This window comes from Marinobacter koreensis (assembly GCF_023156285.1).
In the GTDB taxonomy this organism is placed as follows: Bacteria; Pseudomonadota; Gammaproteobacteria; order Pseudomonadales; family Oleiphilaceae; genus Marinobacter; species Marinobacter koreensis.
Window position 1 is genome coordinate 369229 of record NZ_JAKZAJ010000004.1, and the last position, 22189, is coordinate 391417.

26 protein-coding genes are annotated in these 22189 nt (G+C 60.3%); 10 read left to right on the top strand and 16 right to left on the bottom strand.

What is annotated here, in order from left to right:
* The first annotated feature begins 70 nt into the window (after positions 1 to 70).
* Positions 71 to 283, top strand: a complete 213-nt coding sequence (gene rmf, locus MLD04_RS13010) for a ribosome modulation factor (RefSeq protein WP_248159040.1) — start codon at positions 71 to 73, stop codon at positions 281 to 283.
* A 29-nt stretch (positions 284 to 312) separates the two neighbouring features.
* On the opposite strand, the gene MLD04_RS13015 is transcribed toward rmf, so the two are convergent.
* The gene (locus MLD04_RS13015; RefSeq protein ID WP_379882955.1) at positions 313 to 780 is read right to left on the bottom strand and encodes a flagellar basal body-associated FliL family protein; all 468 of its coding nucleotides are present in this window, start codon (positions 778 to 780) and stop codon (positions 313 to 315) included.
* A 106-nt stretch (positions 781 to 886) separates the two neighbouring features.
* Here MLD04_RS13015 and MLD04_RS13020 point away from each other — a divergent pair, with 106 nt between their 5' ends.
* Both MLD04_RS13020 and rsd read left to right on the top strand, forming a co-directional pair.
* The gene (locus MLD04_RS13020) at positions 887 to 1393 is read left to right on the top strand and encodes a disulfide bond formation protein B (protein WP_248159045.1); all 507 of its coding nucleotides are present in this window, start codon (positions 887 to 889) and stop codon (positions 1391 to 1393) included.
* Positions 1394 to 1495: 102 nt separating this feature from the next.
* Entirely contained in the window at positions 1496 to 1975 is a 480-nt protein-coding gene (rsd, locus tag MLD04_RS13025; RefSeq protein WP_248159048.1) for a sigma D regulator, read from the top strand.
* A gap of 61 nt (positions 1976 to 2036) precedes the next feature.
* Here rsd and bamJ read toward each other — a convergent pair whose 3' ends face one another.
* The 3 genes from bamJ to MLD04_RS13040 all read right to left on the bottom strand — a co-directional run bounded on the left by bamJ (position 2037) and on the right by MLD04_RS13040 (position 3810).
* Positions 2037 to 2780: a BamJ family beta-barrel-assembly machinery protein gene (bamJ, locus tag MLD04_RS13030; RefSeq protein WP_248159051.1), complete on the bottom strand. Its 744-nt coding sequence runs from the start codon at positions 2778 to 2780 to the stop codon at positions 2037 to 2039.
* 131 nt (positions 2781 to 2911) lie between these two features.
* Positions 2912 to 3301 carry a DUF4124 domain-containing protein gene (locus tag MLD04_RS13035; protein WP_248159054.1) on the bottom strand — a complete coding sequence of 130 codons (390 nt, stop codon included), beginning with the start codon at positions 3299 to 3301 and terminating at the stop codon, positions 2912 to 2914.
* Entirely contained in the window at positions 3298 to 3810 is a 513-nt protein-coding gene (locus MLD04_RS13040) for a TIGR02444 family protein (RefSeq protein WP_248159058.1), read from the bottom strand. The genes MLD04_RS13035 and MLD04_RS13040 overlap by 4 nt, the downstream gene beginning before the upstream one ends.
* Positions 3811 to 3852: 42 nt before the next feature.
* Here MLD04_RS13040 and MLD04_RS13045 point away from each other — a divergent pair, with 42 nt between their 5' ends.
* Positions 3853 to 5799, top strand: a complete 1947-nt coding sequence (locus MLD04_RS13045; RefSeq protein WP_248159062.1) for an ATP-binding cassette domain-containing protein — start codon at positions 3853 to 3855, stop codon at positions 5797 to 5799.
* On the opposite strand, the gene ppx is transcribed toward MLD04_RS13045, so the two are convergent.
* Positions 5796 to 7322, bottom strand: a complete 1527-nt coding sequence (ppx, locus tag MLD04_RS13050) for an exopolyphosphatase (protein WP_248159066.1) — start codon at positions 7320 to 7322, stop codon at positions 5796 to 5798. The two genes, MLD04_RS13045 and ppx, sit on opposite strands and share 4 nt — an antisense overlap.
* Before the next feature lie 320 nt (positions 7323 to 7642).
* On the opposite strand from ppx, the gene trxA reads away from it, so the two are divergent.
* The 3 genes from trxA (at position 7643) to MLD04_RS13065 (ending at position 9039) form a co-directional block, all read left to right on the top strand.
* The gene (gene trxA / locus MLD04_RS13055; RefSeq protein WP_008940525.1) at positions 7643 to 7969 is read left to right on the top strand and encodes a thioredoxin TrxA; all 327 of its coding nucleotides are present in this window, start codon (positions 7643 to 7645) and stop codon (positions 7967 to 7969) included.
* A gap of 60 nt (positions 7970 to 8029) precedes the next feature.
* The gene (mobA, locus tag MLD04_RS13060; RefSeq protein ID WP_248159069.1) at positions 8030 to 8623 is read left to right on the top strand and encodes a molybdenum cofactor guanylyltransferase MobA; all 594 of its coding nucleotides are present in this window, start codon (positions 8030 to 8032) and stop codon (positions 8621 to 8623) included.
* Between the two features lie 128 nt (positions 8624 to 8751).
* Complete coding sequence (locus tag MLD04_RS13065) at positions 8752 to 9039, top strand: hypothetical protein (RefSeq protein ID WP_248159071.1); 288 nt, start codon at positions 8752 to 8754, stop codon at positions 9037 to 9039.
* A gap of 70 nt (positions 9040 to 9109) precedes the next feature.
* Here the strand turns inward: MLD04_RS13065 and MLD04_RS13070 are convergent, their stop codons facing one another.
* From MLD04_RS13070 to MLD04_RS13090, 5 genes are all read right to left on the bottom strand, one after another.
* Entirely contained in the window at positions 9110 to 9556 is a 447-nt protein-coding gene (locus MLD04_RS13070; RefSeq protein WP_248159073.1) for a molybdenum cofactor biosynthesis protein MoaE, read from the bottom strand.
* 1 nt (position 9557) lies between these two features.
* Entirely contained in the window at positions 9558 to 9818 is a 261-nt protein-coding gene (moaD, locus tag MLD04_RS13075; RefSeq protein WP_248159076.1) for a molybdopterin converting factor subunit 1, read from the bottom strand.
* A gap of 2 nt (positions 9819 to 9820) precedes the next feature.
* Positions 9821 to 11035 (bottom strand): molybdopterin molybdotransferase MoeA, encoded by a 1215-nt coding sequence (locus MLD04_RS13080; RefSeq protein WP_248159081.1) that lies wholly within the window; start codon positions 11033 to 11035, stop codon positions 9821 to 9823.
* Between the two features lie 12 nt (positions 11036 to 11047).
* Positions 11048 to 11623 carry a molybdenum cofactor biosynthesis protein B gene (gene moaB / locus MLD04_RS13085; protein WP_248159084.1) on the bottom strand — a complete coding sequence of 192 codons (576 nt, stop codon included), beginning with the start codon at positions 11621 to 11623 and terminating at the stop codon, positions 11048 to 11050.
* A 107-nt stretch (positions 11624 to 11730) separates the two neighbouring features.
* The gene (locus tag MLD04_RS13090; protein ID WP_248159086.1) at positions 11731 to 11961 is read right to left on the bottom strand and encodes a hypothetical protein; all 231 of its coding nucleotides are present in this window, start codon (positions 11959 to 11961) and stop codon (positions 11731 to 11733) included.
* A 20-nt stretch (positions 11962 to 11981) separates the two neighbouring features.
* Between MLD04_RS13090 and rho the strand changes: the two genes are divergently transcribed.
* The 3 genes from rho to MLD04_RS13105 all read left to right on the top strand — a co-directional run bounded on the left by rho (position 11982) and on the right by MLD04_RS13105 (position 15992).
* Positions 11982 to 13244 carry a transcription termination factor Rho gene (gene rho / locus MLD04_RS13095; RefSeq protein ID WP_248159087.1) on the top strand — a complete coding sequence of 421 codons (1263 nt, stop codon included), beginning with the start codon at positions 11982 to 11984 and terminating at the stop codon, positions 13242 to 13244.
* 254 nt (positions 13245 to 13498) lie between these two features.
* Positions 13499 to 14986, top strand: a complete 1488-nt coding sequence (ubiD, locus tag MLD04_RS13100; protein WP_248159088.1) for a 4-hydroxy-3-polyprenylbenzoate decarboxylase — start codon at positions 13499 to 13501, stop codon at positions 14984 to 14986.
* A gap of 22 nt (positions 14987 to 15008) precedes the next feature.
* The gene (locus tag MLD04_RS13105; RefSeq protein ID WP_379883715.1) at positions 15009 to 15992 is read left to right on the top strand and encodes a 2Fe-2S iron-sulfur cluster-binding protein; all 984 of its coding nucleotides are present in this window, start codon (positions 15009 to 15011) and stop codon (positions 15990 to 15992) included.
* A 71-nt stretch (positions 15993 to 16063) separates the two neighbouring features.
* Here MLD04_RS13105 and MLD04_RS13110 read toward each other — a convergent pair whose 3' ends face one another.
* The 6 genes from MLD04_RS13110 to MLD04_RS13135 form a co-directional block, all read right to left on the bottom strand.
* On the bottom strand, positions 16064 to 17305 hold the full coding sequence (locus tag MLD04_RS13110; protein WP_248159090.1) for a heme biosynthesis HemY N-terminal domain-containing protein: 1242 nt from the start codon (positions 17303 to 17305) through the stop codon (positions 16064 to 16066).
* Complete coding sequence (locus MLD04_RS13115; RefSeq protein ID WP_248159091.1) at positions 17302 to 18432, bottom strand: uroporphyrinogen-III C-methyltransferase; 1131 nt, start codon at positions 18430 to 18432, stop codon at positions 17302 to 17304. The genes MLD04_RS13110 and MLD04_RS13115 overlap by 4 nt, the downstream gene beginning before the upstream one ends.
* 8 nt (positions 18433 to 18440) lie before the next feature.
* Positions 18441 to 19253, bottom strand: coding sequence for a uroporphyrinogen-III synthase (locus MLD04_RS13120; protein WP_248159093.1), 813 nt, complete (start codon positions 19251 to 19253; stop codon positions 18441 to 18443).
* Entirely contained in the window at positions 19234 to 20175 is a 942-nt protein-coding gene (hemC, locus tag MLD04_RS13125) for a hydroxymethylbilane synthase (protein WP_248159096.1), read from the bottom strand. Before hemC ends, MLD04_RS13120 begins: the two co-directional genes overlap by 20 nt.
* Before the next feature lie 78 nt (positions 20176 to 20253).
* Positions 20254 to 21015 carry a LytR/AlgR family response regulator transcription factor gene (locus tag MLD04_RS13130; protein WP_282451888.1) on the bottom strand — a complete coding sequence of 254 codons (762 nt, stop codon included), beginning with the start codon at positions 21013 to 21015 and terminating at the stop codon, positions 20254 to 20256.
* A complete protein-coding gene (locus MLD04_RS13135; protein ID WP_282451890.1) occupies positions 21012 to 22136 on the bottom strand; it encodes a sensor histidine kinase in 1125 nt (374 codons plus the stop codon). The genes MLD04_RS13130 and MLD04_RS13135 overlap by 4 nt, the downstream gene beginning before the upstream one ends.
* Positions 22137 to 22189: the final 53 nt, after the last annotated feature.

Consider the following 22189-nt stretch of genomic DNA (forward strand, 5'->3'; position numbering starts at 1 on the left):
GAAAGGCCGGTTTGTCACGCCTCCGGTCGGCTGTTAGTTTTTGTAACAGAGAGCTGACTCGGAGCGTGTCATGGCAAGGGATATCAAACTCGGCTGGGATGTGGAATCACTGAACAAGGCGTACCGCCAGGGCTATATGGCCGCCTCCATGGGCATGGAGAAGGCCCGCTGCCCGTACCGGGGCGAGGTTGTCATTGCGGCCTGGGAAGCGGGCTGGGAGGACGCCGATGCAACCCGTGAGCAGCCAGCTCAGACGGACGACCTGTTTTCACGGATTGCGTGACCGGGGCGGTTCAACCCCGACCTCTTCAGCTATTTCTGTACTACAAATTCGGTGAACAGCACGCCATCGATCGAGACCCCGGTGTGCTGTTCTTCCAGTATCTTGTTGATCCGCGCCTTCGCCTCTTCCCTCAGGGCTTTCTGGCCATCCATGGTGGTGATGGCGTCTGCATCCGTCTGCTCGCCGAACAGCATCACCAGCGCATTGCGCAGGCTGGGCATGTGGGCCTCAACGGCCGGGCGGACCTCCGCGCTGGACGCCCTCAGCGTCACAGCGGCTTTCAGGTAGGTGACCTTGTTGCCCGGTTTGCCGACGTTGGTGACAAAGGCCGGATCCATTGAGATGTAGTCGGTAACCCCGGGCTCCTCTGCCGGTGTCTCCTCCGGCGAATCCGCTTTCTCTTCTGCCGAGGCCATGGCTGGCGTCAGGGCGTAAAGAAGGGCGACCAGTACGAGAAAGCGTTTTGGCAGACGAATCATAAGCTTGAAGTTCACCATGGTTTAGGGTTTAGTGAGCAGTCGTTGACGGTGTCAACGGTTTGATCCCGAGAATAGCAGGCCATCGGGCTGGTTTCAGGTTTCATTTTTCCTTCGAGGTGCTGTTTTGGCAAGCAGATGGGTCTTTGGTGTCATTTCTCTCGTTTGCGCGACTCTGCTTGGGGTGGCGTTCTACATGGAATATGTAATGGGGCTGGAACCCTGTCCGTTGTGCTGGCTCCAGCGTTTCGGCTTTATGGGGGCGGGCCTGGTCAGTCTACTTGCGTTTCTCCACGGCCCGGTAGCCTGGGGTAACCGGGTTTACGGCTTCCTTCTGGCTCTGACGGCGGGCGCTGGCCTCGGAGTGGCGATTCGCCAGCTCTGGTTGCAGAGTCTGCCAGCGGATCAGGTCCCGGCCTGTGGCCCCTCGGTGGACTATATGCTGGAAGTCTTGCCCTGGAAAGAGGTGCTTGCGACGGCAATCCGGGGGACCGGTGACTGCGCGGAAGTGGTGTGGCGTTTCCTGGGATTGAGCATCCCCGGGTGGACCGCGATCTTCTTCAGTCTGCTGGTGCTGACCGGTCTGTATTTCCTGTTGCGACCGGCCCGGTCACGGGACTGGATCCGCAACTGAAACGGTTGCGGCCCACCGTTGCCTTGGGGTACCTTGAGCTACGAGCAAAGCGTATTTCCTCCCGGTCCCGATGGCCGGAGAAACAAGCGGAGAACAGGCGTCATGTTGGAAAATTGCCGGAATGCCAAGGAGCGGTGGGGTGGTGTAAACAAGCTGATTGATCGCTGGCTTCAGGCACGCCAGGAACTGTTGGTCCGCTATTGTGATCTGACGGGGGAAAAGGATCTCTCCGAGACCGAAGCTCTCAAGCAGAAGTTCGTCGGATTGTGTGAAGTGCTGGTGGACTATGTATCAGCAGGCCATTTCGAGGTTTATGAGCAGCTGATTCAGGAGGCGAGGGAGTTCAACGACGGCGGTCTGGAACTCGCCGCAAAGCTCTATCCCCGGATTCAGGAAACCACCGAAGTGGCGCTCAGTTTCAACGACCGTCTGGACGGACGTCAGTTGTCCGAGGCGGAGATTCGCGGGTTGTTCGATGAGCTTTCACAACTTGGCGAGACGCTCGAAAGCCGGTTCGAGATGGAGGATTTCCTCATTGAGCACCTGCATCGGGCGCACGAAGGGAAAGTGGCGTCAGCCTGACGAACTCAGGCATATAAAAAAAACCCGGTCGGCTGACCGGGTTTTTTGTGCCTTACGACGGTTATTCTGACGCGTTGTCTCCGCCATCGTCGGCGCTGTCATCAGGATTGATGTCCAGCAGCTCCACGTCGAAGATCAGTGTCTCGTTGGGACCGATGGCCCGGTTGCCGCCAGGGCCGTACGCAAGCTCAGCCGGGATGTAGAGCTTGTAGCGAGCCCCTTTGCTCATCAGCTGAAGACCTTCGGTCCAGCCAGGAATGACCTGATTCAGCGTGAAGGTCACCGGCTCGCCACGTTCGCGGGAACTGTCGAATACTTTTCCGGACAACAATTCCCCGGTGTAATGTACCTTGACGGTATCGTCGGCTGCGGGTTTTTCGCCAGTACCTTCCTCGATGACCTTGTACTGCAGGCCGGAGTCGGTGGTCTTGACGCCTTCTTTCTTGGCGTTTTCGGCCAGGAAGGCCTCGCCGGCTTCCTTATTCTTCTGAGCCAGCTCTTCCATCTGCGATTGTTGCTTTTCCTGCACCTGCTTCTGGTAGGTCATCAGCGCTTCTTTGATTTCATCGCGGCTCAGACGTTTAACGTTCTCATCGCCTGAGTTGCCGTGCTGGATGCCTTGCAGGAACTGATCCATCTGGAGATCGGGCAAGTCTTTGCTCATGCGTTCGCCCAGTACCAGGCCCATGCCGTAACTGACCTTCTGTTCGACGGAATCGAGTTTGGGTTGATCCGGCGCCTCCGGCGGCGTTGAACATCCGGCGACAACGCCGGCCATGGCCATTGCTAGCAGGGTTTTCTTCATTTCCAGGTCCTTAACGGTTGGGGTATTGGCGAGGGAATTACGCTCCCCCCTTATCTTTGTTGAACCCCAAAAGGTAGCGGTTTCTGGCAGCAGATGCCACTGAACATGTGTTAAGGATGTTTACGGGTGGTCTAGCTGCCATTACGTCCGGCGCTGGGGCCCATTGTAAACGGGGCGCTGTAGGGGGACTGCCAGTCGGTGTCCGGATCGGGAGGTGGTCCGCCCCCCAGTGATTTTTCCGGGCGTTCGATGGCCAGGGTGTTCCAGGGGCCCTGGGACGGTGGCTGGTCGGCGTAATGCCAGTTGCCTTCGGTATCCTGCCATTTGAAAACGATATCCGGCCCATCGGTGGGCACCGGCGACGGGACCAGGCCTTCGAAGGCCGGTATCTCGTCCGTTTGGGGATCGTCCTGAGTCACCGGTGCGGCCACTTCCTGAGGGTCGTTGATGCCGAAGAAGATCAACAACAGGAGTAACCCAAGCGCCGGAAACGAGATCCGTATGAGCCATTTCATGATCATGGCTTGAAATCTCCTTCGGAGAGCTCGGCCAGAGATCGGGTCAGTATATTCAAACTATCTGAGACCTCACCGGCCTGTTGAGTGCAGGGCGCTGCAGCGGCAAGATTCGTTCTGATCAGCATTTCTCGTCCGTGCATGTCTGTCCCGGTCTGAGTTGTGTTTGTCAGTGCTCGCCACACCAGTGCCAATTCCAGTTGTTCCGCCTGCAATTCAAGAGTTGCGACACTCTGTCGCAACTCACCAGCGGGCCCCGACGTTTTCGGAAGGTTTCTGCGTACGGCCCTTAACGGACCGGTTACACAATCGCGCCACTCTGCTACCGTAGCGTCCTCCTCGCCTGTGTACCGCCGGTTCTGCTGGGCCAGCCAGCCGGCGCAGATCAGGCGTGTGACGCTCCAGCCCTCACCCTGGAGCCGTAGGCAGGTTTGCTGTACGTCAGGATTCTTCCAGACTGCCAAGGCATAACGCCAAAGTGGGTTGTCCGGTTCCAAGTCCCTCGGTACGTGCACGCCGAACCTTTCCTGATTGCTTTACGCTGATAGAATGGATTTATGTTAACGATAACCGATCTCAGTTTACAACGGGGCGGCGTCTGGTTGCTAGAAACCGTAACCTTAACGGTCCAACCCGGCCAGAGAGTCGCCATCGTCGGCGCTAATGGTGCCGGGAAATCCAGTCTTTTCCAGCTCTTGTTGGGCCAGCTGGCCCCGGAGCAGGGCAGTGTATCCCTGCCGGGTGGATGCCGGATCGCTCACATGGCTCAGGAGGTGGCAGCGTCGAACCGTTCCGCCAGGGACTTCGTGCTCGATGGCGATCCTGATCTGCGGAGCCTTGAAGCGGCGCTGGCCCGCGCGGAAGCCGATGGCGATGACCATGCGATCGCTCGTATCCACGGCGAGCTGGACGTCCACGAAGCCTGGTCAGCACCGCGTCGGGCAGAGTCGTTGTTGCGGGGGCTGGGCTTTGCTGATGGCGATGCCGACCGGCCGGTGGCGGCGTTCTCCGGTGGCTGGCGTATCCGCCTCAACCTTGCCCAGGCGTTGATGCGTCCGTCGGATCTTCTGCTGCTCGATGAACCGACCAACCACCTGGATCTGGATGCCTGCCTGTGGCTGGAAAACTGGCTGCGCCGGTATCCCGGAACGCTGCTGTTTATCTCCCATGACCGTGACTTCATGGACCGGGTGGCAACTCATGTGGTGCATTTCGACCATCGCAAACTGGATCTCTACACCGGTAACTACTCGGCCTTCGAACGTCAGCGCAGCGAGCGATTATCGCAGCAACAGGCCAATTATGAACGTCAACAGGCCCGCATTGCCGAAATCCAGCGTTTCGTCGATCGTTTCAAAGCCAAGGCGACCAAGGCCCGGCAGGCGCAAAGCCGGGTGAAGGCGCTTGAACGGATGGAGCGGATTGCACCGGCCCACGTCGATTCGCCGTTCAGTTTCACCTTTCCTATGGCAGAGAAGGTTTCCAATCCCTTGCTCTCCATCCGTAACGGCCGTGCCGGCTATGGCGAGACAGTGATTCTGGACAGACTCAACCTGACGCTGTTGCCGGGCAGTCGTATCGGCTTGCTGGGGCCGAACGGGGCGGGGAAGTCCACACTGATGGATGCGCTCAGGGGCGAGGGAACCCTGCTGGCCGGGGATCGGACCTGCGGTGAACATCTGGCCATCGGGTATTTCGCCCAACACCAGCTTGAATCCCTTGATCTGGATGCCAGTCCGTTTTTGCATCTTCAGCGGCTGGACCCGAAAGCGTCCGAGCAGAGCATCCGTAATTTCCTGGGTGGCTTTGATTTTCACGGGGACGAAGCGCTCAGTCCGATCCGTTCGTTCTCGGGTGGCGAGAAGGCCCGGGTTGCTCTTGCAGTCATTGCCTGGCAGCGGCCTAATCTGTTGTTGCTGGACGAGCCCACCAACCACCTGGATCTCGAGATGCGACAGGCTCTGACCATGGCCCTGCAGAATTTCGAAGGCGCCATTGTGGTGGTGTCTCACGACCGGCATTTGCTGCGCAATACGGTGGATGAGTTCTGGCTGGTGACCGACGGCGGCGTGACGGAGTATGACGGTGATCTGGAGGATTACGAGCGTTGGCTTGCCGACCGCCGGAAAGACCGGGATGACACTGAAGCACCCAAGCGAGACGCCGGTCAGACCTCATCGGCTGGAGCATCGGCGAATGTGGGGGAAAGTTCGGAGGATCGCAAGGCCAGGAAGCGGCAGGAAGCCGAAGTGCGTCGCAGGTTGAGCCCGTACCGGAAGCAACAGGCGACACTCGAGCAGGAGATGGATCGGTTACAGCAGGCACTTAAGGCCCTGGAGTCGGAGTTGGCTGACCCCGCTCTGTATGAGGACGGCGGCCAGTCCCGCCTGACCGAGTTGCTCGCCCGTCAGGCCGAACACAGTCGCCGGCTCGAAGAGACCGAGGCGCAATGGCTTGAAACCAGCGAGACGGTCGAGGCTTTGGAAATGGAGCTGGCGGGCTAACGGCCCCCGATGTCGAGGGTGAAATCCTGCTTGGCCAGATAGTCCCGCTCGTTCTTGAGGTCCGCAAGCGTCAGTGGCCGGTCATCCAGCCAGCCGTCGGGGAAGCTGACGGTCAGTTTGTTGTCTCCGGGTTCGAGGCGAAATGCTGGTGGCGCCTCCATATCCCGGGGATGCTGCAGCAACACCGCGAGGCGAACGAGGATGCAGAGCCGGCGCAAGCGGGTGGCGTCCTCCGGGTCGAGTCCCTCGAAGATCACAGGGGCGAATTTGCGCCGATGTCCCCGGACCAGTGTGGCCAGGTCCCGCTGGAATTGCTGGCTGAACCCGGGAAGGTCGGAGTAGCGAAGCAAATAGGCGCCGTGCTTGTGGTACTGACTGTGAGAGATGGTCAGTCCGATTTCGTGTAGCCGGCAGGCCCATCGCAGGACTTCTTCGTCGGCTGCAGTCCTCAGTTTCCAGGCGTCGGCGACCTGCTCCCAGGCTGCGACGGCCACCGCCTCGACGGCCGCCCCATGCTCCTGATCCACATGGTAGCGCTCCTGGAGTGCGCCGATGGTTCGCTCGCGAACGTCCTCGTGCTGGATCCGGCCGACGATGTCATACAGCAACCCCTCCCGGAGCGCGCCGTCGGCGAATTCCATCTTCTCGATGCCCAGCGACTGGAAGGCGCCCATCAGGATGGCGAAACCGGCGGGGAAAATGTTTTGCCGATCCGCCCGGACACCCAGCTCGCCAAGCTTTTCAGTTTTGCCCATGTCCACCAGGCGCCGCCGTAATTCCTGCATCGCCGGACGGGTGATCGTACCGTCGGTCAGTTTGAGAGAGCCCAGCACGCTGGCAATCGCCTTGATGGTGCCCGAGGAGCCCACCACGCTTTGCCAGCCGGCGGACCGATAATGCTGGCGAATGTTCAGCAGCTCCTGTTCGGCATGGGTCACCGCCCTGTCCATTTGCTTGCGCGTAATCCTGCCGTCCGGGAAATACCGGTGTCGGAACGAGACGCAACCCATATGCAGGCTTTCCAGGTGCAGGGGTTCAAACCGCTGGCCGATGATGAATTCAGTACTGCCCCCGCCGATATCGATCACCAGCCGCCGGCCGATGTCATCGGACAGGGTGTGGGAGACCCCAAGATAGATCAGTCGGGCTTCTTCGCGACCAGCGATGATTTCGATGGGGCAACCGAGAACCTCCTCGGCCCGGTTGATGAATTGGTGAGCATTCCGTGCGACGCGTAACGCGTTGGTGCCGACTACCTGGACGGCGTCGGCTGGCATGCCTCTCAGACGCTGGGCAAACCGGCTGAGGCACTCCAGTGCCCGTTGCTGGGCTTCCTCGGTCAGCCGGTTGTACTGATCCAGCCCGGCGCCGAGCTGGACCTTTTCTCCCATCTTCTCGAGTGTCCGGATCTCTCCGTGAACCAGGCGGGCCACCACCATGTGAAAGCTGTTGGAGCCCATGTCGATGGCCGCGAGTGTCTGCGGGCCCGTTACCTCGTTTTCGGCATTGGAATCGGCCGTCACGTCAGGGGGAATCCTTGTCAAAGGGAACTTGCCCGGTACTATAAGCCATCTTTCTCGGGGCTGTCAGTACCGAAGAATAGCGAATACGGGACGATCTTGACCGGGGTCAGGCCTGTCCCTGAAAGTGATCGGTAGCATCACTGCGGGTTGTACTGCTTCACATCGGGATGATCATTCGCGTAAAGTATGCCGTAACAAAAACGAGGGTGAACGGTTGTCTGTCCGACAGCCTTCAGCATCAGTCAACAGCATCCCGGAGACGATTGAATCGCGCAACGGCGCACTTTCTGTCACAGGGTTGCCTGAATCAGGAAAAGGTAATGAGCGGAAATATCGTAAACGTCACCGACGCTTCTTTCGAGCAGGATGTACTGAAATCCGACGTTCCCGTACTGGTGGACTACTGGGCCGAGTGGTGTGGCCCGTGCAAAATGATTGCACCGGTTCTCGAAGAAGTGGCCGAAGAGTACGAAGGCAAACTGAAAGTCTGCAAGCTGAACATCGACGAAAATGAGCAGACACCGCCCAAGTTCAACATCCGTGGTATCCCGACCCTGATGCTGTTCAAGAACGGCAACGTGGATGCAACCAAGGTGGGAGCGCTGTCCAAGTCGCAGCTGGCTGCCTTCCTTGACAGCAACCTCTGATCGGATTGCTGAATACGGAAACCGCCCCTGAAGCTGCTTCACGGGCGGTTTTTTATTGCTATGAATAACACTGGAGATACCCGCATTATCGGGCTTCTGCTGGCCGGTGGTCAGGGGACCCGCATGGGCGGTCGTGACAAGGGGTGGGTTGAGTATCGCGGCCGGCCAATGGCGCAGTGGGTATTCGAGGCGCTTGCGCTGACCTGTTCTCCGGTACTCATCAGCGCCAATCGGTCGCTGGACCGTTACGAGGCCCTGGCGCCTGGCCTGGTCTTTGAGGATTTCCCTGAAAACCTGGGGCAGGGCCCGCTGGCGGGCCTGCTTCGTGGTCTTGTCGCTGCCGAAACGCTGGGTGCAACGGCGGTTATGGTCAGCCCCTGCGATACGCCGGACATTACGCCGACGCTGTGCCGCACCCTGGTTGAAGCCTGGCAATCCCGGCCCTGCCGGCCGATCCTGGCAGAGAGCGAGGGGCGCATCCATCCGCTTCACGGTGTCTACCCGGTTGCGCTTGCCGAAACGCTGGCGGAGACCTTGCGGACAGGTGAGCGGCGAGTCATGGGCTTTGCCCGCTCTGTTGGCGCTGAAGGCCTGTCCCTGCCCGGTTCGGAGGCCCTGTTCCATAACCGGAATCGCCCGGAAGATATGGGTTAAGCCTCCCCGGATTGGCCCGTCAAGACAGGCCGCTCTTTGAAATTGCCGGACACCATCCTTATCCTCGGTCAGGCAAAGAATGGAATCGGAACTCACTCAACAGTTCAAACGCGAACAGGAGAGCGTTTATGTCATTGAAAGACGAATTGGTTCGGAAAGTAGAGTCTCAGCTTGAAGCCTGGGAAAAGGAAGCCGATTCACTGAAAGCCCAGGCCGAGGCAAAACAGGCCGATGCGGAAAGCGAAAAGGCCAGTGCAGAGCTTCGGCAAAGCGCTTCGGATGCACTCAATTCCATCGATGAGAAGATTTCTCAGGGACGGGAAAAGCTGGAAGAGCTGAAACAGAGCAGCGAAGACAGCGTGGAGTCGTTCCGATCCCAGGTCTCGGACCTGATTGATCCGGATCGCAAAAGCTGATTCCCGGTAACAGGCCCAGTCGGCTCGTCCCCATACTCGCGGGGGCGAGCCCGCCGTCATTTTGTTCCCGCTATTCCCACCTTGATGATCGCGCCCGATCACCCGCCTTCTGCTCCACCCAATGTTCGCCTTCCGACGTGATTTCTTTTTTCCAGAAAGGGGCAGAGGTCTTGAGGGCGTCCATGATGAATTCGCAGGCCTTGAACGCGTCGCCGCGATGGGCACTGCAAACGCCGACAAAGACGATCTGGTCGCTCAATGCGAGCTGCCCCACCCGGTGGATTACCCGGGCCCTGCGGACATCCCAGCGTTGCGTGGCCTCATCGATCAAACCCTGGATTACCTGTTCGGTCATGCCGGGATAATGCTCCAGATACAGGCCGTGCACGTCCTTCAGGTCGCCGCTGTCCCGCACCAGCCCGGTAAACGTCACAATGGCTCCGGTTCCGGGGCCACTATCCCGGAGCGCCTGGTATTCGGCGGCCGGATCAAAATCGTGAGTCTGGACCGAGATCATCTCAACCTCCCGTTACCGGCGGGAAAAACGCGACTTCATCGCCGGCCTGGACGCGGGTTGATGGCCTGGCCATGGTCTGGTTCACGGCAATCATGACGGGCTGCCCGCCCTGAAGTTGTGACCAGGCGCCGCCCCGGGCCGCGAGTTGTGTAAGCAGATCCCCGGCCGTCAGGCCCGGTTCCGCCGGCAACTCAAGGGCCTCGGTGTCCAGCTCTTCCCGGAGTCTTGCGAAGAAACGCACGGTTAAGGTTTCGTTGCTCATGATCAACCCAGCAATTCGTTGAATGAATAATACGTTAGCAGATTGCCCGGTTTGACCGTGGTGTTTTCCGGAACCACGGCCAGGCCGTCTGCCCAGCAAGCGGAACTGAGTACGCCGGAGCTCTGGTTCGGAAAGGCCTCGATGGTCGTTTTACCGTTGAGAAGCGCCTTCCTGGCCCGGACAAACTCACGGCGTACGGACGGCGCCGGCACCTCGAAGCCAGCGGGCAGTCTTTCGCCCACCGGGGGCGTCGTCGCCCGTCCCTGACACCGACGGATGTAGGGCATCCCCACCACGAGGAACGTCACCAGAACCGCCGCGGGATTGCCCGGTAGCCCCAGGACCGGGGTGCCGCTGATCGAGCCGAAAGCCAGCGGCTTGCCCGGTTTGATCGCGAGTCGCCACAGTGAAAGACCGCCCCGGGCTTCAAGCACGGCACGCACATGGTCTTCCTCGCCCACGGACACGCCGCCGCTGGTGATGATCAGATCGGCAGAGGATGCCGCCCGGGAAAGGGTTTCGACGGTGGCTTCGCGGGTGTCTTCCAGCGTCTCGCACAGCACCACTTCGCATCCGGCTTCTTCGAGAAGACCCAGAAGCGTGAAGCGGTTGGTGTTGTAGATCTGTCCCGGCTTCAGCGGTTCGCCCGGCTCGACGAGTTCGTCTCCGGTGGTGAGTATTGCCACCCTCAGAGGTGCGGTCACGGTGACATGGGCCATGCCCATGGATGCCAGCAGTCCCATCTCCTGTGGGCGAATACGGGTGCCTCGGGGCAGAGCCTGGTCGCCCTGTCGGAGATCCTGGCCGCGCTTGCGAATATTCTGGCTCGGTTCGACGGCTGCCAGCACCCGAATGCCCGAATCCGTGACCTCGACACGCTCCTGCATAACCACCGCATCGGCGCCCTCGGGAATTTCCGAACCGGTGAATATCCGGGCGGCGCTTCCGGGTGCCAGGGGCAAGGGGGCAGTGCCTGCAGGGATGCGGTCGGACACCGGGATCGGCTGCTCTTCGGCGAGATCCGCGTGGCGGATGGCGTAGCCGTCCACCGCGCTGTTGTCGGCCGGAGGGACGTCGGCCGGCACAAGGCAGGGCTCCGCGAGTATTCGGCCCAGAGCCTCGGTCAATGGCACGGTTTCGGTCCGGTCAATGACCGGTGCCTGAGCCAGTATGTGTTCAAGCGCCGTTTCGACGGGCGTCAGCTGTGAGCCAGCCATGCATCTCTCCTGTTATTTGATCGCACGAGTGCCGATGACGTCCTGCAGGCGGGAGAAGGCTTCATTCTGTGGTTTGCGAAGCACGAGGGCCGTAAAGTTGCAGGGCTTGTGCCGGCTGTCGAGCTGGGACTTCAGTATGCCATTCCAGCCGGTTCGGCAGGCGCCGGTCGATCCCGGCAGGCAGAAGATGACCGTGTGGTTGGCCAGCCCGCCGAAGGCCCGTGACTGAATGGTCGAGGAGCCGATTTCCTCTGCCGACAGGCGGCGGAATTCTTCGCCGAAGCCGTCTATGGTCTTGTCGAGCAGTGGGGCCACCGCTTCGGGCGTACTGTCCCGTTCGTGGAAGCCCGTGCCTCCGGTGATAATCACCACGTGAATCTCGGGGTCGGCAATCCAGCCCGACATCAGGGCGCGCACCAGGTAAACGTCGTCGGGCAGAATACGGCGGGCGACCAGTTGGTGGCCCGCTTCGACCGCGCTGTCTTCCAGAAACTGGCCGGAGGTGTCCTGCTCTGGTCCACGGGTGTCCGAAACGGTCAGGATCGCGATGTTCAGCGATTTGAGTTCAGTTGTAGGTTCACTGCTCATGGTTCGGCTCCGAAAGCTGAAAAAACAAAAGATAATAGGTCCAGTATCCGCACTGGGGACCTTTTAGGGAAGGGAGTAACCCATGAGAGGGAGGTCGGATATCCTCCTCATGGCAGGAATTTGGCGTATTTTCGAGCGGTGCACTTGACATTCGCTGTCAAGGTGGTCGATGATCCGTCTTGCCCGGAGAACGGATGTTCCCACTCTACTGGCTTCAGCAAACTATTCCGGATTTCATCTTCCCCGGGTTGCTCCATCTGGCCAGCACCTGTTTCAGCACTTATTTGTTCAATTCGTTCAGGGGCGCCCCTGTCATTCCAATAGTCGTTTATTTCCATTCCTGAAAATCCAACAAACTATGAATCTTACTGAACTCAAGCAGAAATCCGTGCCCGAATTGCTCGAAATTGCGCAAGAGATGGGCCTCGATAACCTGGCTCGTTCGCGCAAGCAGGATGTGATTTTCACGATCCTCAAGAAGCATGCGAAAAGCGGTGAAGACATCTATGGCGACGGTGTACTGGAAATTCTGCAGGACGGATTTGGCTTCCTCCGTTCCGCGGACGCCTCCTACCTTGCCGGTCCGGACGATATCTACGTCTCGCCCAGCCAGATTCGCCGATTCAACCTGCGTACCGGTGATACCATCGCCGGTAAGATCCGGCCACCGAAAGACGGGGAGCGTTATTTTGCCCTGTTGAAGGTCAACGAAATCAATTTCGACAAGCCGGATAACGCCCGCAACAAGATTCTGTTCGAAAACCTGACTCCCCTGTTCCCGCAAGAACGGCTGATGCTGGAAGCCGGGAATGGCAGTACCGAGGACCTCTCCTCGCGGGTCCTGGATCTGGTGGCCCCCATCGGCAAAGGCCAGCGTGGCCTGATCGTCTCGCCGCCCAAGGCAGGTAAGACGCTGCTGATGCAGGGGATTGCGCAATCGATTACCCGTAACAATCCGGAATGTCACCTGATGGTACTGCTCATCGACGAGCGTCCGGAGGAAGTGACCGAAATGCAGCGCACCGTTCGTGGAGAAGTGGTCGCGTCCACCTTCGACGAGCCGCCTGCCCGTCACGTTCAGGTGGCTGAAATGGTCATCGAGAAGGCCAAGCGGCTGGTTGAGCACAAGAAGGACGTGGTGATCCTGCTGGATTCCATTACCCGTCTCGCCCGTGCCTACAACACCGTGATTCCGTCCTCCGGCAAGGTGCTGACCGGTGGTGTGGACGCCCACGCCCTGGAGAAGCCGAAGCGGTTCTTTGGTGCGGCGCGTAACGTCGAGGAAGGCGGCAGCCTGACGATCCTGGCCACCGCGCTGGTGAATACCGGTTCCAAGATGGACGAGGTGATCTACGAGGAGTTCAAGGGCACCGGTAATATGGAAGTGCACCTGGACCGTCGGATCGCCGAGAAACGTGTTTACCCGGCGATCAACATCCGCAGTTCCGGTACCCGGCGGGAGGATCTGCTGATGTCCGAAGCCGATATCCAGCGAGTGTGGATTCTGCGCAAGCTGCTGCATTCCATGGATGACGACACTGCGGCCATCGAGTTCCTGCTGGACAAGCTCAAGGACACGAAGACCAACGACGAGTTCTTCCAGTCCATGAAACGTCGTTAACCGGCTTTTTGGCGCTTGAGCCTGCGGGGGCGGGCAGTGACGGGGAAAGTCTCCCCGGACACGCCGTGAATACGTCCCTGTAGGCTTGGTCTTGCCATCCCTGGCAAGACACAGTCCGGGGAAACTTTCCCCGCCACTGCTGACCAGACAGCGTGCGCGCTTTGCCCAAATTCCCACCTCGCGCCGTCACTGCACCGGCAGTCCAGGAGACGAGTTACTCCGTACCTACAGGCCGATCAAGAACGGAGCACACGATGAAATACAACGACCTGCGTGACTTCATCAACCAGCTGGAGAAGCTGGGCGAGCTCAAGCGCATCAGCGTGGAAGTCGATCCCCACCTGGAAATGACCGAGATCTGCGACCGTACCCTGCGGGCCGGCGGGCCGGCGTTGTTGTTCGAGAATCCCAAGGGCTACGACATGCCGGTTCTGGCGAACCTGTTTGGAACACCGAAGCGGGTGGCGCTGGGGATGGGGCAGGAGAATGTGACCGCGTTGCGTGAGGTCGGCAAGCTGCTGGCCTTTCTCAAGGAGCCGGATCCGCCCAAGGGGTTCAAGGACGCCATCGAGAAGCTGCCGATCTTCAAGCAGGTCATGCGGATGAGCCCCAAGGTGCTTCGCTCGGCCCCCTGTCAGGAAGTGGTTATCGAGAAAGATCAGGTGGATCTGTACCAGATCCCGGTTCAGCATTGCTGGCCCGGGGATGCCGGGCCGCTGGTGACCTGGCCGCTGGTGATTACCCGCGGGCCGCACAAGGAACGGCAGAATCTGGGTATCTATCGTCAGCAGGTGATCGGGCGTAATCGCCTGATCATGCGATGGCTCAGCCATCGTGGTGGCGCGCTGGATTTCCGCGAGTTCCAGAAAGCCAATCCCGGCAAGCCTTATCCCGTCGCCGTGGCGCTCGGGGCAGACCCGGCGACGATTCTGGGCGCGGTAACGCCAGTACCGGATTCCCTGTCGGAGTATGCATTTGCCGGTCTCCTGCGGGGCAGTCGGACCGAGCTGGTCAAGGCGGGGCTCAGCGACCTTCAGGTGCCGGCAAGTGCCGAGATCGTGCTGGAAGGGTTTATCTATCCGGACGATACGGCACCGGAAGGACCGTTCGGGGACCATACCGGCTATTACAACGAGGTGGATGAGTTCCCGGTGTTTACCGTGGAGCGGATCACCCACCGGCGGGAGCCGATTTACCACAGCACCTACACCGGTCGTCCGCCGGATGAGCCGGCCATTCTGGGTGTGGCACTGAATGAAGTGTTCATTCCCATCCTGCAGAAGCAGTTTCCGGAAATTGTCGATTTCTATCTGCCGCCGGAAGGCTGTTCCTACCGGCTTGCCGTAGTAACGATGAAGAAGCAGTATCCCGGCCATGCCAAGCGGGTCATGATGGGCGTATGGTCATTTCTCAGGCAGTTCATGTACACCAAGTTCGTGATCGTGACCGATGACGATGTGAATGCCCGTAACTGGGAAGACGTGATCTGGGCGATCACAACGCGGATGGACCCGGTCCGGGACACCACGATGGTGGAAAATACGCCGATTGATTATCTGGATTTTGCCTCGCCGGTGTCCGGTCTTGGCTCGAAGATGGGGATGGATGCCACCAATAAATGGCCCGGGGAAACCGACCGGGAATGGGGTGAGCCCATCACCATGTCCGACGACGTCAAGCAGCGGGTGGATGACATCTGGGACAGCCTGGGCATTGAAATTCCGGGTCAGCGCCCCGATTGAGAAGGAGAGTCATTTGTATCGAGTGACTCTTCATCCGTCGGGGCTCGGATTTTCGTCAGAAGCAGACGTTGATCTCCTGAGTGCGGCGGTTCGGTCCGGTATTGCCGTTCCGTCAGCCTGTCGCAATGGGGTCTGTGAGCTCTGCGAAGCGTCTCTGTTATCCGGGCGGGCCCTGAATACCCGAAAAAATCTTGAACTATCGGTTGGCGAGCGCCTGATGATGTGCCGGACCCGGGCGCTGGCTGACCTTGAACTGGAGATAGCCGCTGTTATGGCAGCAGGAAACAATCAGCCTCGTAAGGTGCAGGCGAAAGTGGTGAGCGTTCGGTCCATCAGTCACGATGTGTACCGCGTTGAACTGGACATTCCCCGGCGCCAGGACCTGTCGTTTCATGCAGGTCAGTATCTGTCCGTGAATTTGCCGGGCGAGGATCCCTGCTATTTTTCCATTGCCTCCAGCCCCTCTGCACACACCATTGAGCTGCATATCCAGGCGTCACCGGACTGGGGATCGGCCCAGAAAGTGGTGGATGCCCTCACGTCCGGTCGGGATGTGACGGTGGAGTTGCCCCATGGCAAGGCGTGCCTTGCGAACGCTCCCGAAAAGCCGGTATTGCTGGTGGCGGCGGGCACGGGATTCGCGCAGATGAAGAGCCTGGTGGATTATCTGCGGGAAACCGGTTTTTCTCACCCGATCAAGCTGTATTGGGGCGTGCGCAAGCACGAAGATATGTATCTCAGATCCCTGGCCCAGCAGTGGGAGCAGGACTGGCCGCCATTCACCTTCCTGCCTGTGGTGGGGGATGACGAGGACAATGACTGGAGCGGCCACCACGACCAGCTGGTTCGCGCAGTCCTGGCGTCGGGAATGGACTGGCAACGGGTGGAAGTCCATGCCAGTGGCTCGCCCACAATGGTCTACACCCTCATGGATGCGCTCGTGGAGGCCGGATTGCCGCAGGGAGCTTTCTTCTCGGATGTGCTGGAATACGCGCCGAGGGGCTGACAAACCACTTGTCAGCGTGAAAAGGGGGTCAGATGAATTCTCATCTGACCCCCTTTTGTTCCCGGCTTCGGTCAGGCCCGGGGCATTGGCAGTTCGGGCAGCCCGTTGTCCTGTTCCAGACCCTGCATCAACAGCTTGATGCTGGCTTCTTCGTCACCCATATGGGCGTTCAGGCGGCTAAGCTCTGCCAGGGTTTCCCGGCTCCTTCTCAGCCGCAGACTGGTTTCAAAGTACTCCCGGGCTTTTCCCCACAACTCGTTTCGCAGGCTGAGCCGTCCCAGCGCCAGCAGCAGTTCGGCGTTGTTGGGACGATCCTTGAGCCACTGTTCGGCAAGCAGCAGTTGCTCGTCAGGCTTGTGGCCTTCAATGCGGCCATACAGGTTGATCAGTTCGTCGCTCCAGTGATTCCGGAGCACCTTGCGCAACAGGGTTTCTGCCTGGCCTTCGTCACCCAGTCCGGCCAGGAGTCGGGCGTAGTCCCGGATCGTGTGTTCATCCCGGCGAAGGAACCCCGGTAACTCGTCCCAAAGCCGGGTGAGCGGTTCGAGGGAGGCGTCGGGGTTGTCCTTGCGTTGCCGTCTGCATTCCTCGGCTGCCTGTTCCAGCAGGTTGTGCCAGGCTTCCCGTTCCAGTTCGTGGAGTTCGTCCTCGGGAATCACATTCCGCTTCTTCAGCTCCGGGAGCAGTTTTGCCAGTTCCCGCCAGTCTTCCAGCCGGAAGTAGGTGTTCTTCAGCAGCTTCAGGACGAACGGATGGTTCGGGGATTGTTTGCGTAACCGGATCAGCGTGGCCAGTGCCTGCTCCAGCCGGTTTCCGGCCAATTGCAGCTGGGCTTGGGTAATGCCTACGGCCAGATCCGAACCGGGGGTACTCTCGAAGGCTTTGCGTAGCAGGTCATCCACGGCTTCATGGTCGCCGGACTCGAACGATGCCTGGGCAGCCGCAAGGTAATTGATCAGCGGTGTATCGGCTCGGCTGGCGGCAGAGGTCAGCAATTTGCGGGCCCTTGGCCAGTTGCCCTCGGCCAGTGCCAGCAGGCCCTGGGTGGTGCGTCGACGGGCCCGACGCTCGTTGCTCCGGGCCAGCCAGGTGGCGACAAGGCCGGTGCCCCGGCGGAACCGACGGAGCAGATTAATGCCGACGACGGCAAGCCCGACCAGGGCGATGAACAGTCCCAGTCCCACCCAGAAGTTGGTTTCCACCAGATAATGGCCCAGGCTGATCCGGATATAGCCGAGGTCGTACTGCAGCCCGAGAGCCAGCCCGGTGCCGATCAGCAGGGCGAGCAGAATGATCAGCAGGAGGCGAATCATGACGGGTTGCCTCCGGTATCAGCGGCCTTCTCCTGCTGCTGGCTTCCATTGTCAGCGGGGTCAGCGCCCCGGCCAGCCAACCGGCGCTTGAGAAGCTGCAACGAATGGCTGATGTCCGGGAGCTCCGGGTCAATGTTCCGGCCGGAGAGTTCCGACAGGGTGTTGTCGAGCGCCTTAACCTTCGGATTCTCCGGGTTGTACCAGTCGGCCACCGCCGATGAGGCTTTTGCCAGGGCCCGCTCGTAAAGCGCCTGGTTGCCGCGGAGAACCGCCATCTCGGCCTCTTCGAGCATCAACTGGAGGTTCAGGCGGGCATAAGCGCTCTGATCCGGTGAGAGCAGAGGCTTGACCGTTTCGTCCAGTCGGCGTACCACGACGACGCGCGAGAGGGTATCGGTAAACTGGTTCCAGGCACGGGTCAACATGCCGGGTCCGCCTTCCGCCGGAGCCGTATTGTCCTGTGCCTGGGAGGGCACGAAACCGGGAGCGGACTCGTGAATCAGCGCCTGGTCGGTCAGTTGGTGGACGCTGTCGATGGCAGCCTCAAGCGTCAGGTAAAGCCCGGTGCGGTCGATATTCTCTATGCCCTTCAGGGCCATCAGCTCTTTTGCCAGTTGCTGGCGTACCGGGTAGACGCCGACGTCGTCGGACTCCGCCAGTACCTGGTCCGCGGACTTCAGCGCCGACATGGCACCCCGGATGTCTTTCTCGATCTGCAGTCGCTGATTACCGATCCGCAGGAGGTATTCGGCTTCCGCCAGAAGCCAGTCAGTGCGGGTCCGGTTACCGGCTTCGAGCAGGGTCTGGGCATTATGGTCGATCTGGCGTTGCTGGGTCGCAATCAGCTCCCGCTGGGCCGCAAGCTTGTCCTCAAGGGACTGGAGGCGCTGGCTTTGCTGGTTCCCCCGGTCTCCGTAGAGGTTTTCCAGCTGGCGGGTGTCCTGTTGCAGGGTCTGCAGGCTCTGGACGGTCGCCTGGTGGCGCTGCCATTGCTGCCAGTTCCAGAGTGCCAGGGCGATTGCGATGACCAGGGCCAGCACCGTTACCAGCCAGAGTGGCCAGAGTTTTCTCGGCTTTGGCGGGGTTTGCTGAATGGGGGCGGGGAGTTGATCGGTTGATTCTGTCACGGGCGTCCTTACTTGTTATTTCCGGCACCACCGTTTCTGCCGTCCAGCGTTGCTGCAACAGTGGCTACGATATCGGCATCGGCAAGACTGACTGGTACACACCATCGGGTAAATCCCGCAGCCCGGGCACGTTGTGCGACACGGTCGGCGGGAACGATCAATAATCTATCGTATAGATTATGGCCGCTCTTCGCACATAGTGCGATGAGATTATCCAGGGTTTCGCCGGACAGGGCCACGATGGCGTCCGGTGAGAAGTCCCCCAAGACCTTCCGGATGTCTTCCTGAGCGTAGTCAGGACAATAGCGGCGGTAGAGTGGCAGAGCCGTGACGGTTGCGCCCCGGGCCTCCAGGGTTTCACGGATCAGTTCACGACCATTGTCGCCCCGTGCCAGAAGGATCTTCTCACCAGCAACCTGGCGCAGGGAAGCCAGAGCCAGAAGGGCTTCGCTGGTCCAGCCCTCGGCGGGTTGCCGTACGGACAGGCCATGGCTCGCCAAAACCTTGGCTGTGCCCGCGCCCACTGCGTACCAGCGAATGCCAACGGGAATCTGCGGCCACCAGGTGTCGATTTCCTCCAGCAGTCGCCGGGCGGCGAAGGGGCTGACGGCAATGACGTGCGAGTATCGGTCCAGATCCAGGAGAATGTTGCGGCTCTCCGGGGTCTCTGGCAGAGCCTCCCTTGCCATGAGGGGCAGTACGCGGGTTTCCGCTCCGGCGGTCCGGAACGCATCTGCCAGTCTCGAGGCTTCAGGCTCCGGCCGACAGATCAGGATCCGGCGGCCGGTGAGCTGTGGCCGTTCAGCGAGGGGTGTGGCCATAGATTTCAGCCAGTACCTTGTCGGCGCCCAGGGCCAGGAGGTCTTCGGCCAGTTCTCGGCCGAGTCGCTCGCCTTCGCTGCGCGGTGCACGCCCCTCGACACGGAAGATCTGCTGGCCGTCAACGGAGCCCACGAGTCCCCGAAGCCAGAGGGTGTCTTCATCCTCGAGCAGGGCATACGCGGCAATCGGTACCTGGCATCCGCCTTCGAGACGCCGGTTAAGCGCCCGTTCCGCCTTCACACGGTCGGCGGTGTCGGCATGATTCAGTGGCGCAATCAATTCCAGCAACTCGGTGTCATCGACCCGACACTCGATGCCCAATGCCCCCTGTCCCACAGCCGGCAGTGAAATCACGTCCGGCAGGCAGTAACGGATTCGGTTGTGGAATCCGAGGCGTTTCAGGCCGGAGCTCGCCAGCACAATGGCGTCGTAGTCGTGCGCGTCCAGTTTCGCCAGGCGGGTGTTCACGTTGCCCCGGAGTACCTTGATCTGCAGGTCCGGCCGATAGGCCCGCAGTTGCGCTTCCCGGCGAAGGCTGGCGGTTCCTACAACAGCGCCCTCGGGCAGCGCATCGACAGTTTCGTAGTGGTTGCTGACAAAGGCGTCGGTGGGGTCTTCCCGCTCACAGATGGCGACGAGCCCGAGGCCTTCCGGGAATTCCATGGGCACGTCTTTCATGGAGTGCACCGCCAGATCGGCCCGGCCGTCCAGCATGGCTTCTTCCAGTTCCTTCACGAACAGGCCCTTGCCGCCGATCTTGGCCAGCGGAACATCGAGGATCTTGTCGCCCTGGGTCTTGATCTTGACCAGTTCCACGGTGACGCCATCGTGCAGCTGTTCCAGTTCGGATTTGATGTGTTCCGCCTGCCACAGCGCGAGGGCGCTGCTGCGGGTTGCGATGCGAAGGGTACGTTTGGACATGGCACTCACTGTCGGTTGGAAAAATGTTCGCCAAGGTTAACGTGTGACGGCAGAAATGTCCCGTAGGGATGGCCGCAGTCAGCCCGGCTGATGGTCCTGCAGCCACTGTCGGACGTCGGCGGCGTGGCGGCGGCTGGCGGCCAGTCGCTGCGGACGGTCGCGCAGCACCACGACATTCTGGCCTTCCGGTGTGCGCTCCAATGCCCTGATGAAGCGGACACCGACCAGGGTGTTGCGGTGAATACGCAGCAGTTGTTCCGGGTAGCTGGCCTCCAGCTCCTTGAGGGTGTAATCCGACACGGTCTCACCACCGGTGTGATGAATGGTGACGTATTTCTGATCGGCCTCGCAGAACCGGATGTCGTTCAGCTCGATCAATTCGGTTCCACGATGGGTGCGAACCGCCAGTTGCTCGCCCTTTGACGGCATGGTGCTGGTCAGCTTATGGCGCTGGACCCGGTTGACGCGTCCGGCCTTGGCCAGGGCCTCCGCCAGGGCTTCCTTGCGCACCGGTTTCAGCAGGTACGCCGTGGCCTGCACATCGAACGCCTGAATCGCATAGTGATCGTAGGCCGTGCAGAAGATAACCGCCGGCGGGTGTTCCAGGTTCTGCAGTCGAGCCGCCGCTTCCATGCCATCGAGCCCCGGCATCCGGATGTCCAGCAGCAGGATGTCGGGCTCCAGTTCGGCCACCTGCTTCAGGGTTGTGTCGCCGTCGGCGGCCTCGCCGCAGACGCGATAGCCGGGAAGGTCCTCCAGCAGGCGCCGGATCCGCTCCCGGGCCAGCGGTTCATCGTCCGCGATCAGAATGCTCAGCGTCGGGGTTGCTGTACCCGTCATGGCGTTTGTTCACCTCCCTTGTCGCCGATAGCGGATTGCTGGCTCACCGTCCTGCGAGGCAGTCGCAGCGTCACAGTATAGATCGACTCGTGCTGGCTGTGTTTGAGCACGGCCGGCTCGCCGAACAGTGCCTGCAGCCGGGACTGGATGTTGGCGAGGGCCACGCGATTGCCGCGATGACGTCGTTGATCGTGCTCCGGCGCCGGGTTCTGAACAATCAGGTACACAAACTCCTGTCGTCGGGAAACCTCGATCCGCACGGTGCCTCCCTCGGGCCGGGGCTGGATGCCGTGATAAATGGCGTTTTCAATCAGGGGCTGAAGGGTCAGCGGCGGAATCGCCTGCTGTTCGAGTCCCGGTGTAACTGCCCACTCCACCTTCAGCCGGTCGCCCAGGCGCAGAGCCTCTATGGCAAGGTAGCGATGGCACAGGGCCAGTTCACGGGCCAGGGGGATAAGCTGATCGGAGGTGCGCAGGCTGGCCCGGAACAGTTCCGACAGGTCCAGTACCGCTTCCTCCGCCTGCTCCGGTCGGGTCGCAATCAGGCTGGCGATGGTGTTCATGCTGTTGAACAGGAAATGAGGCTGGATGCGGGCCTGCAATGCCGCCAGCCGGGCGCCCATTTCCGCTTCCCGTTGTTGTTGCCACTGGTGCTGGAGGTAAAAATACCGCAGTACCATCAATACGATCAGAAGGGCGAGTAGCAGCTTTTTGGCAATGGTTTGCCAGGCAATGGCATCGGGTATCGGATTGAGCACGCTGTTGGCAAACAGGCTGAAGGCAAACACGTCGGCGAGCACGATGGCCACGATCAGTACCGTCGCGCGGGGTGTGCCCATTCGGGCCAGTTTCGGCCGCAACAGGCAGATCAGGGCTGCGCTTGTCAGGGTCGTCCACTGGACAAACAGCGACAGCAATCCGAAATAGTTCCAGTCGATCCAGGCGGTTTCCGCCTGCACGATGGCCATGACCAGGACCAGCAGCTCACTGGTCAGCAGCAACAGGAAAACCGCCCGCACCCGGCACAGGTCCGGGACGTAGAAGTCTTGGGTGGTCACACTTTTGTCCCCGTTCAGGGGTGTCTCCTTTGCGACGGTCAGAATGGTATACTCCCGCGACATCAAATGTACCCGTTGCCCGAGATGATGCCGGGCTGTGAGCAGGAAAGATAGAC

What these genes read in the sequence shown, in the direction of transcription:
- rmf (WP_248159040.1), top strand. Translation starts at nt 71, where the DNA reads ATGGCAAGGGATATCAAACTCGGCTGGGATGTGGAATCACTGAACAAG.
- MLD04_RS13015 (WP_379882955.1), bottom strand. Translation starts at nt 780, where the DNA reads ATGGTGAACTTCAAGCTTATGATTCGTCTGCCAAAACGCTTTCTCGTA.
- rsd (WP_248159048.1), top strand. Translation starts at nt 1,496, where the DNA reads ATGTTGGAAAATTGCCGGAATGCCAAGGAGCGGTGGGGTGGTGTAAAC.
- bamJ (WP_248159051.1), bottom strand. Translation starts at nt 2,780, where the DNA reads ATGAAGAAAACCCTGCTAGCAATGGCCATGGCCGGCGTTGTCGCCGGA.
- MLD04_RS13035 (WP_248159054.1), bottom strand. Translation starts at nt 3,301, where the DNA reads ATGATCATGAAATGGCTCATACGGATCTCGTTTCCGGCGCTTGGGTTA.
- MLD04_RS13045 (WP_248159062.1), top strand. Translation starts at nt 3,853, where the DNA reads ATGTTAACGATAACCGATCTCAGTTTACAACGGGGCGGCGTCTGGTTG.
- trxA (WP_008940525.1), top strand. Translation starts at nt 7,643, where the DNA reads ATGAGCGGAAATATCGTAAACGTCACCGACGCTTCTTTCGAGCAGGAT.
- mobA (WP_248159069.1), top strand. Translation starts at nt 8,030, where the DNA reads ATGAATAACACTGGAGATACCCGCATTATCGGGCTTCTGCTGGCCGGT.
- MLD04_RS13065 (WP_248159071.1), top strand. Translation starts at nt 8,752, where the DNA reads ATGTCATTGAAAGACGAATTGGTTCGGAAAGTAGAGTCTCAGCTTGAA.
- MLD04_RS13070 (WP_248159073.1), bottom strand. Translation starts at nt 9,556, where the DNA reads ATGATCTCGGTCCAGACTCACGATTTTGATCCGGCCGCCGAATACCAG.
- moaD (WP_248159076.1), bottom strand. Translation starts at nt 9,818, where the DNA reads ATGAGCAACGAAACCTTAACCGTGCGTTTCTTCGCAAGACTCCGGGAA.
- MLD04_RS13080 (WP_248159081.1), bottom strand. Translation starts at nt 11,035, where the DNA reads ATGGCTGGCTCACAGCTGACGCCCGTCGAAACGGCGCTTGAACACATA.
- moaB (WP_248159084.1), bottom strand. Translation starts at nt 11,623, where the DNA reads ATGAGCAGTGAACCTACAACTGAACTCAAATCGCTGAACATCGCGATC.
- MLD04_RS13090 (WP_248159086.1), bottom strand. Translation starts at nt 11,961, where the DNA reads ATGGAAATAAACGACTATTGGAATGACAGGGGCGCCCCTGAACGAATT.
- rho (WP_248159087.1), top strand. Translation starts at nt 11,982, where the DNA reads ATGAATCTTACTGAACTCAAGCAGAAATCCGTGCCCGAATTGCTCGAA.
- ubiD (WP_248159088.1), top strand. Translation starts at nt 13,499, where the DNA reads ATGAAATACAACGACCTGCGTGACTTCATCAACCAGCTGGAGAAGCTG.
- MLD04_RS13110 (WP_248159090.1), bottom strand. Translation starts at nt 17,305, where the DNA reads ATGATTCGCCTCCTGCTGATCATTCTGCTCGCCCTGCTGATCGGCACC.
- MLD04_RS13120 (WP_248159093.1), bottom strand. Translation starts at nt 19,253, where the DNA reads ATGGCCACACCCCTCGCTGAACGGCCACAGCTCACCGGCCGCCGGATC.
- hemC (WP_248159096.1), bottom strand. Translation starts at nt 20,175, where the DNA reads ATGTCCAAACGTACCCTTCGCATCGCAACCCGCAGCAGCGCCCTCGCG.
- MLD04_RS13130 (WP_282451888.1), bottom strand. Translation starts at nt 21,015, where the DNA reads ATGACGGGTACAGCAACCCCGACGCTGAGCATTCTGATCGCGGACGAT.
- MLD04_RS13135 (WP_282451890.1), bottom strand. Translation starts at nt 22,136, where the DNA reads ATGTCGCGGGAGTATACCATTCTGACCGTCGCAAAGGAGACACCCCTG.